We start from the raw sequence: 17,910 nt of genomic DNA on the forward strand, positions 1-17,910 counted from the left end.
CAAGATATAACGGGAATTTTATCTATCATAAAATAGTTGCATCATGCCTTCACGCTGCAAATGGATTGTAGCGAATTCACACGGAGGCAATATGCAGCAAACAGAATCAAATTTTCAAAATCACTCTGTTTCGCCAGAACGGCTGATTAATCTAGATGAAGTCGAAAGAATTACCGGCTTCAAATCTTCCTATATCTACTCAAAGATTCAGAAATCTGAATTTCCCAAACCTGTGAAGATCGGTACCTCCAGCCGCTGGAAATTTTCCGAAGTTCAGCAATGGATTCATGATCAGATTGAAAGCAACGCGTCCAGCAAATGTGCGGAGGTGCGAGCATGAGCAATCAGCTAACTCCATCCGACCTGATGCGCCAAGCCGTGCTTACCTCTCATAGCTATTTGAGTTCAGCTATTCGAATCATTGATGAGGAATTAGGTGAAGGCTACGCCAAAGCACACCCTGAACTGATCGTTGGCTTTATGAAAACATCAGCAATGGATTTTCACACAGCAATCACGCATCAGAAGTTCGATGATCTGATTGCGGAAATCTGTGATTCACTTTTATGAGCGGGGATAATCATGATTAATCAAGTTATCCCGGCATCGGGAAATATGGCATTGTCGTGCAATTGCAGATTGCCGCCACCCCCAGCTGGTCAGATTCATGACCTGTTGCAAAAGTGGATTACAGATCATCCCTATCACACGCGGAAAGAACATATTCTTGCACATAGTCTTTTCCAGTGGTTAGAGCGGCAATCAAACGGAGGGTGTGCATAATGTTCCCGTTGACTTTGTCCCCTTGCAAGGTTTATTCTTTCGCTCAAGTGCTCAAAACACTTCAACAAGCGGAATGCCCCGCGCCCGATAGTCGTGGTTTTTTTACGTCCATAGTTTTTGCATGGCCGAGTGTTGGGCTAATAAAACACCTGCCTTGGCAGGGAATACGCCAGCCGTCTTGTTGCGGTTTTGAGCCCTCGGCCGCCCTCTCAAAAGGGGCGATAATCAAAATATCAACAAGGAGGCCAATCATGGCTGCTAACATCCAAGATGCGTCCGCATCAAGCAAAGAATCATCACACGTTATTCCCGAAGACCTGATTGTCATCATTGACTGTAGAGGCTTGGATATTACCGAATTTCACGGTACGAAAGCCATGCTAGAGAGCGAAGGAATAATTCCAGAAGGTTTCGAGTGGCCAGAAGGCTACAACAATGTTTATTGGAATGATGATCAGTTCGAATATTGGCTTAGACGCCATCGTCCTGAAGGCGCAAAAGGATCGCGCAAACAATTCGAAACCGTTGACTGGTTTCAACTGCGCTGGGATTTGATTGGCACGAACCCATTCAGCCGGAAAGTAGCGCGCAAGGAAAAAGAACTGAAAGACCTAATCTATCAGAATAGCCCGAAAGGCATCGCAGAAAGGGAATCACGCTTGGCGCGATATTGGAAGGCTCAAGATGACAAGCAGTTCCAAGCATTCAAAGCAAAAATTCCATGCCTTGCAACGACCGGTCGTGGTCGCAAATCTTCTCAAGCCAATATTAAGAACGTATCTATTGATGCGTTGCACGAAGCAATTCCCAATTCTATAGGCGAGAATAACAATGCCGAACCCCCAGCGAATTAAGCAGATTGCTGCCATCGCACTGGATAACATTGATGCGATTCTGGCGCATTGGCTACCCGGTGGCAAACGTGAAGGCTATGAATACTTGCCGTTAAATCCAAAAAGATCGGACAGCAAGCCGGGCTCATTTTCGATCAATCTGACTACCGGCGCATGGAGTGATTTTGCCACCGGTGACAAAGGGCTTGACCTGGTTTCTTTGATTGCCTATCTGGAAAATGAAACCCAAGGAAAGGCCGCCCAGCATCTGGCGGCTTTTCTAGGGATTCCACCAGAGCAAAATGACTCATCAAAACGCGCTATGAGCGATTCAAAAAAGATCGGTAATGGTAAACCATCAACCATTAAGAAAGAATCTGTCGATGTTGCCAGTCCGAGTAGTGATGGTGACGGCTGGCAATGTGTCATGCCGATTCCCAATAATGCACCGAAGCCACCTACAGCACATCCACGTCACGGTAAGCCTTCAAAGCGTTATCCGTATCATGATAAGAATGGCCAGGTTAATTTTTATCATGACCGATACGAGAAGCCTGAGGGTGAGAAAAAACAGTTTTCACCGTTGACGCTTTGGCAAAAAGGCAATAAGTACGAATGGCGGTTCAAGGTTCCAATTGGTTTGCGTCCATTGTATGGATTACCTGAATTGCTGAAATATCCTGATGCCGTCTGCTGGTTTACCGAAGGCGAGAAGGCCGCCGAAGCCCTGCAAAAGCTGCTGCCTGATCATCCTGTTTTATGCTGGCAAGGCGGAAGCCAAGCCGTGGGGAAATCGGATTATACCCCGCTTTCCGGGCGTGATTGTGCGATCTTCCCGGATTACGATCTACCCGGCAAGAAAGCCGCCGGTGATTTGGTGAAACGGTTAACGGTTGCGGGTGCGCGTTCGGTTCAGGTGTTGGATGTCGATCAATTGGAGCGCACACCCGGTGAGCCATTGCAGCCAGGAGACGATGCCGCCGATTTGGTGGCATGCGGCTGGGATGCCACCAGATTCGGTGATTTTTTGCAGCGTGAGGATGTATTCTTACCTGTTGCCAATCCCAGCATTGGGCAATCGAAGCCTGCCGATGAACCGCAAGCGGAAGCGGTGCAACGTGGTTTTGAATTGTTCGATGACGGTTTGTACTTTCTGGAACCGACTAAAGACGGGCGATTACGCCGCCGCAAGGTATGCACTCGGCTTGAAGTACTGGCACTGGCAAGGGATGCCGATTCACGGGAATGGGGTACGCTGGTTCGTTTTGCCGATCCTGATAGCAAGATTAAGCAACTTATTATCCCAGCCCGGAGTTTTAACGGTGACGGTCTGGAAGCCTCAGGCCGTCTGCTGTCCGAAGGTTTGACCATCGCGCCCAAGTCACGGCAATTGGTCATTGAATACCTGCAAACACAGAACCCCGAGAAACGCGCCCGAACCACTAACCGCACCGGCTGGCATGGTGCCAATGATGATCTGGTTTTTGTGTTGCCGGATGGTTCAATTGGTCAATCCGATGATGAATGGCTATTCAGTGATAACCGTCCTGATTCGAATCTGTTCCGGCAGCGTGGCACACTGAAGCAATGGCGTGAGCATGTAGCGGCGTTATGCATCGGCAATAGTCGTTTAACGTTTGCGGTGTCTGTTGCATTCGCTGCACCCTTGCTGCATTTGATTGAGATGGAATCGGGCGGCTTTCATTACCGTGGCACAACTTCCAGCGGTAAAACCAGTGCGTTGTATATGGCTGGCAGCGTATGCGGTTCGCCTGAGTATTTGCAGCGGTGGCGGTCAACGGATAACGGTTTGGAGAGTACCGCCCTATCACACTGTGATGCAATCCTGACATTGGATGAACTGAAAATGATCGATGCCAGAATTGCCGGTGAATCGGCTTATATGCTGGCCAATGGTCAGGCCAAGGTTCGGGCAAACCAGAACGGAGGTGCACGCAATACGGCTAAGTGGCGGCTGCTTTTCTTATCTGCCGGTGAACTGAGCCTAAGCCAACATGTGGCCGAAGTCGGCAAGAAAACACCCGCCGGAGCTGAATTGCGTATGGCCGATATTCCCGCCGATGCAGGACAAGGCATAGGATGTTTTGAAAATCTGCATGGTTTCGATAACGGCCACGAATTCGCCAAGGCTTTAGGTGTAATCGTCAATAAATATTACGGTACCGCATTTCCTGCTTTCATTGAACAGGTGTTAAAGAATCGTGAAAGCTTGCGTGATTCGCTGGCTGATGCCAGATTGAGATTCGAGAAAGCAACGCTCACCAGTGCAGCCAGCGGACAAGCGCAGCGGGTAGCAGCACGATTTGCCCTTGCGGGTGCTGCCGGTGAACTGGCTACCGATTGGGGCATTACCGGATGGCAACCAGGTGAAGCAATGCAAGCCGCTATCACTTGCTTCAAGGCATGGCTTCAGGCTTTTGGCGGTGAAGGGAATAAAGAAGATCGGGTAATGATTGAACAGGTGCGCCACTTTTTAGAATTGCATGGCGAGGCCAGATTTACCGATATTGAGCGAACGGTGGTCGACGATAATCACACACCGCGCACGATGAATAAGGCCGGTTTCCGTGAAAAGAATCATGAAGGCAATCTTGAGTATTACTGTTACCCGGAAGTGTTCAAAAAAGAAATATGCAAAGGCTTTGATTACTTGGCAGTTGCTCGATTGCTGATTGGGTTGGGTTATATGAAAGGCGATGGCAAGAATCTACAGCCCAAAGTTAGTTTACCGAGTGAAGGTAGAAAGCGGGTATTTCACATACTGCCAGCAATCTGGGGCGATGAAAATGATTGATTGGGATGTATTGATTAGGGCAGATAACGAGACAGAAAATACCAAAAATACCCCGAAAAGTAGGGCGCGCCCTACTGGTTTAGGTGGTGGCTTTGAAAAAGTAGGGCGGCCAGAATCAAGCAATGATAATGGTTTCAAGGATTCCGCCCTACTCGCCCTACCTGCCCTACTAAAAAATGAGGAGGTAGGACTAGAACAAGAAAATAATTCACCCGTTGAAGGCGTGGCTTCAGATAATTATTGCGCCACGGAAACGTATCCAGTAAATCCGATTGCAATGTGTTTGTTGTTAACCTGCTGCCATAAAGCAATATTCAATCGAGAAGAAACGATTGAGGCAATCATCAACCTTCAAACCATTCCACAACCTGAGCAAATCAGATCATGGGCAATACTCTGCCAAAAGCACGGCATTGATCCATACCGTATCATCTACCCATTTACTAACTCACCGAACAAGGGCACAAGCTGCCAGGGATGTAAGCATATAGAAATGGAGAAAATTCCAACCAGCAAACGTTCGGTATATCGCTTTGTTTGCAGTAAGCAGCATCAGATACTGGAAGCTTACTATATTCATGAGCGTGTACTAATTGCACCTGAATCATGCACTGATTACCTACCTACTGCATAACCAGGGGGGCGGGTGAAAGCCTACAGCCCTATGCTTCCAGACCGTTCGCTTACATTCATACGCAAAAAAACGAATTAGAGGGAGGGGGGGTTAAATTAACCATCACACTATCAGTTTGCTTTAATCCGAAAACTAAAATTCAGTATTAAATTAATTCCTATCAGGAATCAGATGTATTATCTGCTGCCAAGTCTGTACCGGGGGGTAGTTAAAAGTCTATAGCTTCTCGCTTATAGACCGTTCGCCTAGTCAAATTTTTATGTGCGGGAGTTTTGGAGGGGGGGTATATTCCGTTTAGTAGATAATCAAAGAAAGGAATAAAATACCCCCAGCATTATTTTTCTGGGGGTATAAATAGGGGTACATTCAAAATATGAAAAATTTATTTCTAATAGTTACAATTCATTAAGTGTATAATATGAACTCAATCGCGCCTACCATATCGCTAAAAACCACTTAAAAATCTAAAAATCCTTCACTTTCAGATGTAGAATGCTCTTTTTAAAGCATCATTCTTCATGATCGAACGACGCAATTTCTATCGAATACTGTATGCTCAACCAGATGCATCCATGGCAGTAATTCAAGAGAACTATCGGTTGCTAAAACAAAAGCTAAGAACGCAGCCTGACTTGACTAATGACGATTGGAATGAAAATTTACTCGAGACTGCCTATCAAACACTATCCGATCCAACAAAAAGGTCGGTTTATGATCATGAGTTACTCCGCTACTACCATATCGATACCCTTGCGCATGGCGCACTGCATACCAATACCAATACCAATCAATCGCGAAACAAGCAAACTAACAACAATCAATTCGGCGACTTAAAGAATTATTACCGCATTCTTCAAGTACAACCTGATGCGCCTGCCGCTATCATTACAGCAAGCTATCAAGCATTAATAAAGAACAATCCCAAAATTATCTCGTTACTGGATGAATCTTACCGCATCCTTTCGAATGAGAAAACACGTAAACAGTATGATACCTATCTAGCGAGTTTGCTAGCCGATAGAAGCAACGGAAACAATAACGATACACAAGCTCACTCTACCAACCCAATCGCAACTTCGAAGCATGCCGACAACCGCGAAAAGTCATTATCCTTGCAATCCTATCAAGCAATTATTCTGCATTATTGTATTTTCTGCAAAACACCGTACCGTTCTCAGGCAAATTTGTATGGAAATGAAAATTGTTTAGAGTGTTCCAGCCCCCTAACGCTACTAGAGCATGAAAGCCTTAAACTATTTCGGCGAACCATGAGACGTATCTCTATACAAGGCGATTTTCTATTTTATTTATTTTGGCCTGGAAAACCTTATTGTGGTTTTTTTCAAGATTTATCCTCTTCCGGCTTACGATTCTGGAGTCCACAGGCAGTTGATTTAAAAGAAATAATCAAAGTTGATGCGTCTAATTTACAAGCAATTGCAGAAATAACGCATACAAGTGCTGACAGAAGTGGTACTTCCGTTGGTGCTCGTTTTATTACCGTAAAGTTCGATCAAATTCGTGGAAATTTTATCTCAGTAAAGGCTTGAAGCAATAACTTGTTGCATTGGCATGCTCCCATTAACGAAAGCTTCTCTTTCTGAAGTATAAAATTATCAACCTACAGACAGAACGTTATCAGTCGCTGCAGTTTACGAAAAATATCTCTTTGCGTTTGTAGCTCCACCTACAGCTTCTTGAAAATAATTGGATTTACGGAGCCACCGACCGAAGCCATTATATTCAAAAACAAATATCCTGCATTTTTAACTGCGAGGGTAACATAACCTCAAAAAGAAATATCCATAACCCCTCTAATTGTGATAAATTTACGATGCAAGGATCAGATGCCCTAAAATCGATTCTTTACATAAAACTAATACAGGAGCTAACTATGAATAAATTTGTTATCGTGATTTCTATCGCAATTTTCGTGCTTGGATCATCTTTTGCTATGGCAAGCGGCAATAAAGAATCATCGCTTCCATATATGTCTGCACAAGACATTCTAAATAAAATGGCATGTGACGGTAAAAAAGACGGTGAAAAAATTAAAGACCGCATCGACGGTGAAATGGTCACTTGCCCCGCTAAAATCAAAAATCCAAAAAAATAATAAACTGTACTAGCTTAGTACCTGATCTGACAGCTACCGGTTCATTAGGTACCTGTCAGTTTAGCCCTGTATAAAGCACCCCGTTGGAAGTAGTTGGGTTTGTTTTAGAGTGGGAAGTTGAGAAATTTTCTTGTTATTTCGTTTATTACTTAGCTGATTTGCGCATAGTCCGCATAGCGAAGCTACATCATATCGTTAGATTCCGCGCAAATACAAGATCGGCTAGTTTGTACGCTAAACACATACCTACGGTTGATAATAACTTCGTCGAAAGCGCTATTTTTACCTCACCACACTGGGCAAGAAAACTGGCTGTTCATTGGTTGGGCACACCGAAAAACATGCCTCCATCATTTAAAATCCTGCTCGAGTACCGCAAAACGCAGTAGCTTAAATCTTGCACAATGATTAGTCGACAGTCCTCTCCCACCTCTGATCTGATAGTCGAATCTATGAATTGCCACTGCTTGCACCACACCAGAAACTATTGAAGCATTCGAAGGAATGCAAGTAGGGATAGGATTAGCATGATACATTGTCATGAGTGACAGAAATTATTACATCTCGGTTTCACTATATAATTTACTTGGGGCTGTAGTAGATTAGCTTAGTTGTTAAGCTAATCAAGTGAAGATAAGTCATTGTAGATTATCAAGGAAAGTACAGTTAAGGTTACTGGAATTTTGTGCTGGAAGTTACAGCAAGATCAGCAGCCAATATACTCGGAATACAACCCAATAGCGCCGCGTTGTTTTATCGTAAAATACGTGAAGTTATTGCTTATCATCTGGAGCGGGAATCTCACGAAATCTTTGATGGTATAGTGGAGTTGGATGAGAGCTATTTCGGTGGCGTTCGTAAAGGTAAACGTGGCCGTGGAGCTGCTGGTAAGGTGGCTGTGTTCGGCATATTGAAGCGTGGTGGTAAGGTATACACAAAAGTTGTAGGCGACACTAAATCAGAAACACTTATGCCGCTGATAACCAGAAAAATAGCACCTGACAGCGTAGTTTATACAGATTGTTATCGCAGTTACAATGCGCTTGATGTGAGCCACTTCTACCATGAACGGATTAATCATTCCACGTTATTTGCGCAAGGCAAGAATCACATTAATGGGATTGAGAATTTTTGGAATCAGGCCAAACGTGTTTTAAGAAAATACAATGGAATTCCCAAAGAGTCATTTCCATCTTTTCTTAAAGAATGTGAATTTAGATTCAACTATGGAACACCTAAACATCAACTAAAAATATTGAAAAATTGGACTCAAATTTAAGCTGATCTACTACAGCCCCATTTACTTTGTTTGATCGGAAACAAAGCTGCCAAAACTGAATCCACGATCAATACGAGCAAGTTCATCTGTGACTTTCAGCGAGAGATCGCTAACTGATTGTTCAGAGAAAATGACCTGACGCATTAAATTTTCTGCATACACTTGTTTATCCTTATATTGGCTATAGAATGCAAAGGTCAACGCAGCGATTCCGGTAACCGTGGTTTGCACGACTGCCGATTTAGCCCACTCTATTTCGCTCAGTGGATTAAAAATTATGTCTAAGGAGGGCCATAACAGAACACAGACCGCTGCGATACCGGAGAGCCAGAAAAATATCTTATTCAGTAGCGCGTAAGATTTTGCCTTGATATAGATATCGTAAACTAGCAAAAATTTTTGCTCCGCTTGTTGTTTATTTTCAGTTGATGCCTGTTTCTTTACAGACTCGGCATATTTCACTAGCAAAGAAGCACTGGTCTGATTTTGAGAATAAAAAGAAGAATCGTCGGAATCTGGTATTGTCACGATAATTTCCACATTTTTAACAGGAGCTTGCAGTAGAGAGTTTTAGTTTAAAAGCTTCTGCCAACTTCATTGCTGGCGTGATACCTCCAAGCGCCATGTTCGGACGCTCATTATTGTAAATCCATAACCAGTGCGTCGCAGTGAGTTGCGCCTCTTCAATGGTTGCAAAGTCATTCATCTCCGGCCATTCATGCCGAACAGTCCTGTTATAGCGTTCTACATAAGAATTCTGTCGCGGCTTTCCTGGTTGGATATAATCAAGCTGAATACCTCGATTTTCTGCCCAACAACGAAGCGTGCCGCCGATATTTTCCGGTCCATTATCACAACGAATCTTCCTGAGTTTGCCGCGCCATTCGATAATCCGATCCAGAGCCCGCGTAACGCGTTCTGATGGAAGCGATACATCCACTTCGATTCCCAACCCTTCACGGTTGAAGTCATCCAGCACATTAAAAGTTCGAAAGATCGGCCATTGGTGAGCTGATCAGCCATGAAATCCATCGACCATGTGTCATTGGGCTGTTCTGGCACAGCCAGTGGTTCCGGCTTCTCCCGCTTTAACCGCTCGCGCGGCTTGATCCGTAAATTCAGCTCCGGCTCACGGTAAATACGATACACACGCTTGTGATTCCATCCAAAACCCTTCACATTACGCAAATAAAGGAAACATAAACCAAAGCCCCAGCGCTTGTGGCAAGCCGTCAAACGTAGCAACCAACCGGCGGATTCCTCGTTCTCATCGGTCGATAACGATAGCAGCTCTCAGAAATGTCAAATGTTGCACACGCCAAAACAATACTAACAGACTTGTTCTGCACCAACCACTGTATTATCACCTTGCGCTGTGAGGGCTTTACCACTTTTCTCCTAGTACCTCTTTCGGCATCTGGCTTTCCGCATACATTCGCTTTAACCGTTTGTTTTCCTCAGCGCCATCACCTTCATTTCCGATAGCATGACTGCATCCATCCCACCATACTTGTTGCGCCAATTATAAAAACTTGCAGTACCATTCCATACTCTCGGCATAAATCAGTCACAGGAATTCCCCTTCCGCATGATTCAGTATCTGCATGATCTGGCTTTCCGTAAATCGTTGCTTCTTCATCAGTAAAATCCCTCTTCGTCTACGATAGAAAATTCTACTGCTTTGCTCCTCTAATTTTGGGGGGATTACCCCACAACCTGTGCAGAAAACAACAAAAGAAATGCCACGATGAACCCAGGAAAACACACCCAAATCGCGACTGACCAAACATATTGTATCACCTGCTTTTATCGGAAGGTGATTTCTAATAAAACTACTCAATTAATCGCTTTATTTTCCGTTTTAATCAATTCGAATCTATGCATGGATTTTCAGTTTTCGATTACTTACGTAAAAATAATGCCATTTAATTTTCAATAGATACTGAATCGCTGTACTTAGATTTTCTATACCCTATCGATAAACGTCATTTAAAGGAGAAAGTATGCGTAAGTTCTTAACGACTATCATTCTTACATTTCTATGTTCTGGAGTTGCACACGCTGCAACCAACATTAATACCGCCTCGCAAACCGAGCTTGAATCTTTACAAGGAATCGGTCCCGCTAAAGCAAGAGCAATTATAGAATACCGTGAGAAGAATGGCTCTTTCGCTTCTGTTGAAGATCTAAAAAAGGTTGATGGTATAGGTGCTGGAACACTAAAACAACTTCACGATGCAATCACTGTAGAAAACGAACAATCTACCGAATCCACTAAAATCAGCAAAAAAACAGAAAAAGAATAGCGAAATCAAATAAACAACTAATAATTCCATACAGCCTATGTAAGGAATTATTAGTTGTAATGCAATTATCTTTCAACAGTAGATTGTGTATGTGATAATCTGAATCATCTAGTATGAATTCAATTACATGTACAGAACCATTGAAAACTTTGTCGGAAACACGCCTCTTGTTAAGCTTAAACGATTACCCAACATCACCAGCAACACTATTCTCGCAAAGCTAGAAGGCAACAACCCCGCGGGTTCGGTCAAAGATCGCCCGGCCCTATCGATGATTCTTCGTGCACAAAATCGAGGTGAAATCACGCACGGAGACACACTCATAGAAGCGACCAGCGGTAATACCGGTATTGCATTAGCCATGACTGCCGCAATTATGGGATATAAGATGATATTGGTCATGCCGGAAAATTTGACTATCGAAAGACGCCAATCAATGAGCGCATATGGCGCAGAAATCATCTTGACCCCTAAAAGCGGAGGCATGGAGCAAGCTCGCGATATAGCCATAAAAATGCGCGATGAAGGAAAAGGTATCATTCTTGATCAGTTTGCAAATCCAGATAACCCATTGGCACACTATGAAGGAACCGCACCTGAGATATGGCGTGACACACAAGGAAAAATCACCCATTTTGTCAGCAGTATGGGAACCACTGGAACGATTATGGGTTGTTCAAGATTTTTCAAAGAACAGCGAGATGAAATTAAAATTATCGGTGTGCAACCACAAGAAGGTTCACAAATCCCAGGCATTCGTAAATGGTCTCCGGCATATCTTCCAAAAATCTTCGAACACGACCGAATTGATCAGTTATTACACGTCTCACAGCAAGAGGCTGAACATTTTGCTCGCCGTTTAGCCAGCGAAGAAGGCATATTCGCAGGAATTTCATCAGGCGGCGCTTTGGCGGCTGCATTACAAGTATCTTCACAAGTGGAAAACGCCGTTATAGTATTCATAGTGTGTGATCGAGGCGATCGTTATTTATCAACCAATGTTTTTTCGTGATTGATGCAACACCATTGAAAAAGTCTACTAAAAAATAGTATTCAGATTTTGCTGCAAAACCAAGTGATGATACGTTTATAGATGATATGCAATCCATTAACAAATTAATTCATCAATCCTTTATAGCGCATGCCAGAAGTTGATTTTTCATTACCTATCCGGGTTTACTATCAAGATACGGATGCTGGAGGTGTGGTTTATCATGCAACACATCTTCATTTTCTAGAACGTGCGCGCTACGAGTGGCTTAGAGAATTCGGTTTCACCGCAAATTCATTAATTGAAAGCCACGGTATCATATTCATGATACGTTCACTCGAAATTGAATATTCCAAGCCTGCAAGGCTCGACAATCTTTTAACTGTAACAGTCAAAGTTACACATATTGGGCGAAGTCGTATTACGCTATTTCAAGAAATATTGCTAGAAAATACCAAGCTCGTCAGTGCAACAATCCACGTTGTTTGTGTAGGCGTCACAACATTAAAACCCACCAGTCTTCCAATGCCTTTACGTGAAAAAATCGGGGATATTCAATGAATACAACAGTAACACAGGATATGTCGTTTCTACACTTAATCACTGGCGCAAGCCTGCCGGTGCAATTGGTCATGTTGATATTGACCATGATCTCATTTCTATCGTGGTGGCATATCTTTCGGAAGCTGTTTGTCATTCGCAGAGAAATCAATAAGACAGACGAATTCGAAGATATCTTTTGGCGCGGCGGCGATTTATATTCGCTCTATCAACGCGCCAACAATTCACGTTATGAATCTGGAAGCTTGGAACGTATTTTTGCTGCGGGATTCGGTGAATTTAATAAACACTCCGAAGATGCCGATACGGAAGTAGTTATGGAAAGTACCCGAAGAGCAATGCGTGCAACTTATCAGCGTGAAATGGATCGTTTAGAATCTCACTTATCGTTTTTGGCCACAGTGGGGTCCGTCAGTCCTTATGTTGGATTACTTGGAACTGTTTGGGGAATTATGAATTCATTTCGCAGTTTATCCAGTATGACACAAGCCACAATCGCACACGTAGCTCCAGGCATAGCAGAAGCACTAATTGCTACGGCAATGGGATTATTTGCTGCGATTCCTGCCGTAGTAGCTTATAACCGCTACGCCACCGCGACAGATCGATTGGCTACTCGATTTGAAAGCTTTATGGAAGAGCTATCTAATGTTCTGCAACGACGCTCCTTTCGATAATCAATATTAAAGCCATCAGCTATGTCACGCCGATCAAAACATCGTCTTATGAATGATATTAATGTGGTTCCCTACATTGATGTCATGCTCGTATTATTAATCATCTTTATGGTCACAGCGCCGATGATTAATCACGGGCAAATCGAACTCCCTCAGATCGGCAAGTCTTTGACTACTCCTACATTACCTTTGGAAATCATCATCAAAGCCAATGGAGATCTTTATTTGCGAGATCGAACAAAAACTTCTGTAGAACAAAAACTCAATAAAACAGAATTGATTGAAACAATCAAACAAAAGCAGTCTCAAAATCTTGAACAAGCCGTTGTGATAGCCGCTGACAAAAATGTGCGTTACGAGGAAATCATTAAAGTGATGGATATACTACAACAACACCAAGTACAGAAAGTAGGTTTGCTAACCCAACAAAAGTAAAACACCTATAATGAGTATCAACATACTCCATCTTCACCCTTATTCCGAGCCCAAGAAATTTTTATCTGGCGCGCTAGCATTGCTCATGCATATCATGTTCATTGCTATGATGGTTTTTGGTTTGAGCTGGAAAGATCCTGCACCAGAAGGCATGATGGTCGAATTATGGAGCGAACTTCCCAAACCTGTTGAAGAATCCACAGTATCTCGGGAACCACCGAAAGCCGCACCTCCTTCCGAGCCACTGAAACCAAAACCTACCGAGCCCCCTAAGGTTGAAGTTCCAAAAAAGCCAGAACTCAACAAGCAAACGACTCCAAAAGAAATCGCTCCACCTATTAAGAAATCTGATATTGAACTCAAACAAAAACCCGAACCGGTTAAAGAGAATAAACCAGATCCAGAAGAACTGAAGAAAAAAGAGCAGGAAGAAAAATTAAAGAAAATTGAAGCGCAAAAGAAGGAACAGGAACAACAGAAACAAGAATTAGAAAAAAAACAAGCTTTAGAAAAGCAAAAAGAAATTGAAAAGCAGAAAGAATTACAGAAACAGAAGGAATTAGCCGCACAAAAACAAAAAGAACAAGAAGCGAAAGCACGCCGTGAAGCAGAAGCACGGCATGCAGCACAGCAAGCTGCGGCAAGAAATCAAATAGCAGGGGAAATTGCGAAATACAAAGCAATGATCCTCGCTAAAATAAGAAGTCGGATTGTAATGCCGCCGGACCTTCCTGGGAATCCGGTGGTAGAATTCAAAGTAACATTATTGCCGGGTGGCGATATCCTTGATGTTAGATTGAGCAAGGGTAGCGGTTATCAGGCTTTTGATAGCGCCGTTGAACGCGCCATATTTTTATCCAAACCGTTACCTTTGCCGCCAAATCCTGCTTTATTTAACGAATTTCGTAACTTGAACATTACCGTACACTATCGTGAATGATTGCTATAATCAGCATACATTTTTGTATCCTATAAATTTATGTGTCATGCTTCCTAATCGACTCAAGCTCCTTTTCTGCGTGCTTATCCTTTCTTGCAGTTGGATAAGCTCTGCGTCATTCGCTCAATTGAATATCGAGATTTTTGGCGGTGGAGCGTCACGAATCCCGATCGCCATTGTTCCTTTTGCAGATGAAAATCGACTACAGCCAAATATCACCTCTGTGATCGGTGCAGATTTACAGCGCACCGGATTATTTAAATTGATAGATACTTCAGGCGCGTCCCCGCATACTCCCACCGAGGTCGTCTTCCCTGACTGGGTTGATCGCGGTGCTTCAGCATTAGTCATTGGGCGAACGATTGTGATGCCTGGAGATCAAGTTGAAATACAGTTTCGCTTGATGGACGTGTCAAAAAAGACTCAGCTAACTGGACTTGGAATCACCGTACCATCCTCTCAATTGCGATCTGCCGCACACCGAATTGCGGATATTATCTATGAAGCGCTAACTGGTGATGTTGGCGTGTTTAGTACGCGTATTGCCTATGTGTTAAAACAAGGAAACAAATACGCGCTTCAAGTAGCAGATGCTGACGGTTATAATGCCCAGTCGATCATTGAATATAATGAGCCGATAATTTCTCCGGCATGGTCGCCTGATGGCACTCAACTGGCCTATGTATCTTTTGAAAACAAAAAACCGGTGGTTTATGTACAAACACTGGCGACACGGCAGCGACACGCAGTAGCCAATTTCAAAGGAAGCAACAGTGCACCAGCCTGGTCACCGGATGGAAGACGTTTAGCCGTAGTATTAACCGGTCAAGGTGGATCACAAATCTTTTTAATCAATACTGACGGAAGCGGTTTACAAAGGCTTAGCAAAAGCTCTAGCATCGACACCGAACCCAATTTCTCTCCGGATGGACGGTATATTTTATTTACCTCTGATCGAGGTGGTAGCCCGCAAATCTACCGCATGGCTGTTGCTCAGTCAGAAAGCTCCCACGCGGAACGTATGACTTTTGAGGGAAATTATAATGTCAGTCCAGACTATAGCCATAATGGCAAAAGCTATACATTTATTCATCGCCATAACAATCAATTTAATGTGGCCGTGCAAGAAATCGGCTCACGCCAAGTACAGATACTAACCAACTCCAAATTTGATGAATCTCCTAGTTTTGCACCAAATGGCAAAATGATTCTGTATGCAACTGAAATTAATGGGCGTGGTATATTGTCTGCCGTATCAAGTGATGGCCAAACAAAGCAGCACCTATCAGTACAATCTGGTGATATCAGAGAGCCTGCATGGGGTCCGCTGCCGAAATGGAAATAACAGAATTGATTTTTTAATGACAGAGGGTAAATAAATGAAAAAGTTACTGAGTGTTTCTTTGATTGTTTTGTTATCTGCTTGTGCCAGCCAAACAACCCAGCCTGAGGTGGATGATTTAAATTCAGGCAACAACATGGGAAATACGAATTTATCGGGTTCAGGATCCGGTAGACCTAGTTATTTCAACCAGTTGCAAGACCCAAACAGTATCTTATCAAAGCGTACCGTTTATTATGATTTTGATAGCTATTCCGTTAAAGGTGAGTATCGGGAAATGGTGCTAGCGCATGCCAGATTGCTTCGTGACAATCCTGATGCTAGCATTATTCTACAGGGTAATACTGACGATCGCGGCAGTCGTGAGTATAATTTAGCACTAGGTCAGCGCCGTGCTGATGGCGTCAGAAACATGATGACATTAGCTGGTGCCGGGGATAATCAAATCGAAGCCGTCAGCTTTGGTGAAGAAAAACCTCGCGCGCTAGGAAGTGGTGAGTCGGCCTGGAGTCAAAACCGTCGTACGGATATTGTTTATCGGGGTGAGTAATGATGCTGATACGTGCTTCTTTGTTGATATTGATACTGTGGTGTAATACTAGCTATGCAGGATTGTTTGGTAATGATGAAGAATTGGAAGCATTACGTAAACAAATTAGTGCAATGGAAGCACGTATCGCTAAGATGGAACAGGTGCTGAATAATCAAGGTTTAATCGATTTATATAGTAAAGTTGAAACGCTAGGCATTGAGTTAAACAAACTCAATGGCCAAATCGAAACACTGAACAATGAAAATTCTTTATTGCAGAAAAGGCAAAAAGATTTTTATATTGATCTTGATAACCGGCTACGCTCAATAGAAGAATCCGGAGTTAAGCCGGCGACACCTTCTTCAACGGGGAAAAACTCTCGCCGTAGCCAGATCGAATCTTCACCGGAAGAGTCGGTAACAACTATTTCAGCTTTATCTCCCGATTCAAACATTGATGAAATCGAAAATGATGCATCGGTTGATTTACCAGAACCCAGCATATCTTCTTCTGATCTGATCAATAAGCCAATAGCAACTAACGAATTGATTGCTCCAACTGCGGTAGAAAACGATGCGTATAAACAAGCTTATGGAATGTTTAAAAATGGTGACTATACAAATGCCATCAAACAGTTTGAAAATTTTTTAATTGACTACCCTAATTCCAGTCTTGCACCGGGTGCTGCCTATTGGATCGGTAATGCACGTTATGCCTTACGTGATTATCAATTAGCAATTGACGCACAAAAGAAACTCATTAGCACCTATCCGGGTAGTTTTAAAACTCCCGATGCGCTTTTGAATATTGCCAGCAGTCAACGGGAATTGGGTGATCGGAAAGCAAGTCAACATACCCTTGAAGATTTGATTGCAAAATTTCCACAAAGCAATGCAGCAAAAAAAGCCAAACAGCGTTTGACTAATGTCAAATAGTCTTTCTAGTAGCAAAAGCACTATTAATCTTTTTTACCCTTATCAAAACGTACCTTTTTTACGGTAGTAGACTGTGCAAGCGTTAGAAACCGCAACCTTGCGAATCAGCGAGATATTTCACTCATTACAAGGTGAAACAAGCCGAATGGGATTACCGACTGTTTTCATCCGACTAACCGGATGCCCATTGCGTTGTCATTATTGTGATACAGCCTATGCTTTTACCGGTGGTAGCAACTTCACAATCGCACAAATTCTAACGCAAGTAGCTCAATATAAAACTCAATTTGTTACCGTTACAGGCGGTGAGCCACTCGCACAAAAAGCATGTCTACTGCTACTAACCGCTTTATGCGATGCACAATACTCGGTTTCCCTAGAAACCAGCGGTGCATTGGATATTTCCGAAGTTGATGCGCGCGTCAGTAAAATCATGGATATCAAAACACCCGATTCTGGCGAATCCGAGAAAAATAATTGGACAAACCTGAAACACCTGACTCAACGCGATGAAATTAAATTCGTACTATGTAACGAAGAAGATTTTCATTGGGCTTCGCGCATGATTCAGAACCATCAATTGCAAGAAATCTGTCCGATTCTATTTTCCCCTGTGTATTCTAACTTACCTCCGGAAACGCTGGCTGGTTGGATTTTACGCGATCAATTGCCAGTTAGAATGCAAATCCAATTACATAAATTGCTTTGGGGTGAAAGCCCTGGACGTTAGA

General features: G+C 43.2%; 19 protein-coding genes and 2 pseudogenes. 18 read left to right on the top strand and 3 right to left on the bottom strand.

Annotated elements, in window-relative coordinates:
- Positions 1–91 precede the first annotated feature (91 nt).
- Both W03_RS10035 and W03_RS10040 read left to right on the top strand, forming a co-directional pair.
- Positions 92–340: an AlpA family transcriptional regulator gene (locus W03_RS10035; RefSeq protein WP_244072925.1), complete on the top strand. Its 249-nt coding sequence runs from the start codon at positions 92–94 to the stop codon at positions 338–340.
- A complete protein-coding gene (locus tag W03_RS10040) occupies positions 337–570 on the top strand; it encodes a hypothetical protein (protein ID WP_244072927.1) in 234 nt (77 codons plus the stop codon). The genes W03_RS10035 and W03_RS10040 overlap by 4 nt, the downstream gene beginning before the upstream one ends.
- Positions 571–844: 274 nt before the next feature.
- On the opposite strand, the gene W03_RS10045 is transcribed toward W03_RS10040, so the two are convergent.
- Entirely contained in the window at positions 845–1,036 is a 192-nt protein-coding gene (locus W03_RS10045) for a hypothetical protein (RefSeq protein ID WP_244072929.1), read from the bottom strand.
- Here W03_RS10045 and W03_RS10050 point away from each other — a divergent pair.
- From W03_RS10050 to W03_RS10075, 6 genes and pseudogenes are all read left to right on the top strand, one after another.
- The gene (locus W03_RS10050; protein ID WP_244072930.1) at positions 1,035–1,637 is read left to right on the top strand and encodes a hypothetical protein; all 603 of its coding nucleotides are present in this window, start codon (positions 1,035–1,037) and stop codon (positions 1,635–1,637) included. The genes W03_RS10045 and W03_RS10050 overlap by 2 nt on opposite strands.
- A complete protein-coding gene (locus W03_RS10055) occupies positions 1,615–4,431 on the top strand; it encodes a DUF927 domain-containing protein (RefSeq protein ID WP_244072932.1) in 2,817 nt (938 codons plus the stop codon). Before W03_RS10050 ends, W03_RS10055 begins: the two co-directional genes overlap by 23 nt.
- Positions 4,418–5,065, top strand: a complete 648-nt coding sequence (locus W03_RS10060) for a hypothetical protein (protein ID WP_244072934.1) — start codon at positions 4,418–4,420, stop codon at positions 5,063–5,065. Before W03_RS10055 ends, W03_RS10060 begins: the two co-directional genes overlap by 14 nt.
- A 518-nt stretch (positions 5,066–5,583) precedes the next feature.
- Positions 5,584–6,615 (top strand): DnaJ domain-containing protein, encoded by a 1,032-nt coding sequence (locus W03_RS10065; protein WP_244072936.1) that lies wholly within the window; start codon positions 5,584–5,586, stop codon positions 6,613–6,615.
- A 344-nt stretch (positions 6,616–6,959) separates the two neighbouring features.
- A complete protein-coding gene (locus W03_RS10070) occupies positions 6,960–7,181 on the top strand; it encodes a hypothetical protein (protein WP_244072939.1) in 222 nt (73 codons plus the stop codon).
- A 627-nt stretch (positions 7,182–7,808) separates the two neighbouring features.
- Positions 7,809–8,460: pseudogene (locus W03_RS10075) on the top strand (IS1595 family transposase).
- A gap of 21 nt (positions 8,461–8,481) precedes the next feature.
- On the opposite strand, the gene W03_RS10080 reads toward W03_RS10075, so the two are convergent.
- Both W03_RS10080 and W03_RS10085 read right to left on the bottom strand, forming a co-directional pair.
- Positions 8,482–8,988 carry a hypothetical protein gene (locus W03_RS10080; protein WP_244072941.1) on the bottom strand — a complete coding sequence of 169 codons (507 nt, stop codon included), beginning with the start codon at positions 8,986–8,988 and terminating at the stop codon, positions 8,482–8,484.
- 16 nt (positions 8,989–9,004) lie between these two features.
- Positions 9,005–10,099, bottom strand: a pseudogene (locus W03_RS10085) (IS3 family transposase).
- Between the two features lie 364 nt (positions 10,100–10,463).
- Between W03_RS10085 and W03_RS10090 the strand changes: the two are divergent.
- The 10 genes from W03_RS10090 to queE all read left to right on the top strand — a co-directional run bounded on the left by W03_RS10090 (position 10,464) and on the right by queE (position 17,909).
- Positions 10,464–10,766: a ComEA family DNA-binding protein gene (locus W03_RS10090; protein WP_244072943.1), complete on the top strand. Its 303-nt coding sequence runs from the start codon at positions 10,464–10,466 to the stop codon at positions 10,764–10,766.
- Between the two features lie 127 nt (positions 10,767–10,893).
- Positions 10,894–11,778, top strand: coding sequence for a cysteine synthase CysM (gene cysM, locus W03_RS10095; RefSeq protein ID WP_244072944.1), 885 nt, complete (start codon positions 10,894–10,896; stop codon positions 11,776–11,778).
- Positions 11,779–11,907: 129 nt separating this feature from the next.
- The gene (gene ybgC / locus W03_RS10100; protein ID WP_244072945.1) at positions 11,908–12,318 is read left to right on the top strand and encodes a tol-pal system-associated acyl-CoA thioesterase; all 411 of its coding nucleotides are present in this window, start codon (positions 11,908–11,910) and stop codon (positions 12,316–12,318) included.
- Positions 12,315–12,995 carry a protein TolQ gene (tolQ, locus tag W03_RS10105; protein ID WP_244072947.1) on the top strand — a complete coding sequence of 227 codons (681 nt, stop codon included), beginning with the start codon at positions 12,315–12,317 and terminating at the stop codon, positions 12,993–12,995. Before ybgC ends, tolQ begins: the two co-directional genes overlap by 4 nt.
- Before the next feature lie 21 nt (positions 12,996–13,016).
- Entirely contained in the window at positions 13,017–13,430 is a 414-nt protein-coding gene (tolR, locus tag W03_RS10110) for a protein TolR (RefSeq protein ID WP_244072949.1), read from the top strand.
- 10 nt (positions 13,431–13,440) lie between these two features.
- Complete coding sequence (gene tolA, locus W03_RS10115; RefSeq protein WP_244072950.1) at positions 13,441–14,370, top strand: cell envelope integrity protein TolA; 930 nt, start codon at positions 13,441–13,443, stop codon at positions 14,368–14,370.
- Positions 14,371–14,416: 46 nt separating this feature from the next.
- Positions 14,417–15,715: a Tol-Pal system beta propeller repeat protein TolB gene (gene tolB / locus W03_RS10120; RefSeq protein ID WP_244072952.1), complete on the top strand. Its 1,299-nt coding sequence runs from the start codon at positions 14,417–14,419 to the stop codon at positions 15,713–15,715.
- Positions 15,716–15,749: 34 nt separating this feature from the next.
- Positions 15,750–16,262, top strand: coding sequence for a peptidoglycan-associated lipoprotein Pal (gene pal / locus W03_RS10125; RefSeq protein WP_244072954.1), 513 nt, complete (start codon positions 15,750–15,752; stop codon positions 16,260–16,262).
- Positions 16,262–17,179, top strand: coding sequence for a tol-pal system protein YbgF (gene ybgF, locus W03_RS10130; RefSeq protein ID WP_244072956.1), 918 nt, complete (start codon positions 16,262–16,264; stop codon positions 17,177–17,179). Before pal ends, ybgF begins: the two co-directional genes overlap by 1 nt.
- A gap of 73 nt (positions 17,180–17,252) precedes the next feature.
- Entirely contained in the window at positions 17,253–17,909 is a 657-nt protein-coding gene (gene queE / locus W03_RS10135; protein ID WP_279600070.1) for a 7-carboxy-7-deazaguanine synthase QueE, read from the top strand.
- Position 17,910 lies beyond the last annotated feature (1 nt).

Source organism: Nitrosomonas sp. PY1, assembly GCF_022836435.1.
In the GTDB taxonomy this organism is placed as follows: Bacteria; Pseudomonadota; Gammaproteobacteria; order Burkholderiales; family Nitrosomonadaceae; genus Nitrosomonas.

Excerpts from the sequence above, each read along its gene's own strand:
- W03_RS10045 (WP_244072929.1), bottom strand. The coding sequence starts at position 1,036 with ATGATTGGCCTCCTTGTTGATATTTTGATTATCGCCCCTTTTGAGAGG.
- ybgC (WP_244072945.1), top strand. The coding sequence starts at position 11,908 with ATGCCAGAAGTTGATTTTTCATTACCTATCCGGGTTTACTATCAAGAT.
- W03_RS10060 (WP_244072934.1), top strand. The coding sequence starts at position 4,418 with ATGAAAATGATTGATTGGGATGTATTGATTAGGGCAGATAACGAGACA.
- ybgF (WP_244072956.1), top strand. The coding sequence starts at position 16,262 with ATGATGCTGATACGTGCTTCTTTGTTGATATTGATACTGTGGTGTAAT.
- tolQ (WP_244072947.1), top strand. The coding sequence starts at position 12,315 with ATGAATACAACAGTAACACAGGATATGTCGTTTCTACACTTAATCACT.
- cysM (WP_244072944.1), top strand. The coding sequence starts at position 10,894 with ATGTACAGAACCATTGAAAACTTTGTCGGAAACACGCCTCTTGTTAAG.
- W03_RS10055 (WP_244072932.1), top strand. The coding sequence starts at position 1,615 with ATGCCGAACCCCCAGCGAATTAAGCAGATTGCTGCCATCGCACTGGAT.
- tolR (WP_244072949.1), top strand. The coding sequence starts at position 13,017 with ATGTCACGCCGATCAAAACATCGTCTTATGAATGATATTAATGTGGTT.
- pal (WP_244072954.1), top strand. The coding sequence starts at position 15,750 with ATGAAAAAGTTACTGAGTGTTTCTTTGATTGTTTTGTTATCTGCTTGT.
- tolB (WP_244072952.1), top strand. The coding sequence starts at position 14,417 with ATGCTTCCTAATCGACTCAAGCTCCTTTTCTGCGTGCTTATCCTTTCT.
- tolA (WP_244072950.1), top strand. The coding sequence starts at position 13,441 with ATGAGTATCAACATACTCCATCTTCACCCTTATTCCGAGCCCAAGAAA.
- W03_RS10050 (WP_244072930.1), top strand. The coding sequence starts at position 1,035 with ATGGCTGCTAACATCCAAGATGCGTCCGCATCAAGCAAAGAATCATCA.
- W03_RS10065 (WP_244072936.1), top strand. The coding sequence starts at position 5,584 with ATGATCGAACGACGCAATTTCTATCGAATACTGTATGCTCAACCAGAT.
- W03_RS10070 (WP_244072939.1), top strand. The coding sequence starts at position 6,960 with ATGAATAAATTTGTTATCGTGATTTCTATCGCAATTTTCGTGCTTGGA.
- W03_RS10035 (WP_244072925.1), top strand. The coding sequence starts at position 92 with ATGCAGCAAACAGAATCAAATTTTCAAAATCACTCTGTTTCGCCAGAA.
- W03_RS10090 (WP_244072943.1), top strand. The coding sequence starts at position 10,464 with ATGCGTAAGTTCTTAACGACTATCATTCTTACATTTCTATGTTCTGGA.
- W03_RS10040 (WP_244072927.1), top strand. The coding sequence starts at position 337 with ATGAGCAATCAGCTAACTCCATCCGACCTGATGCGCCAAGCCGTGCTT.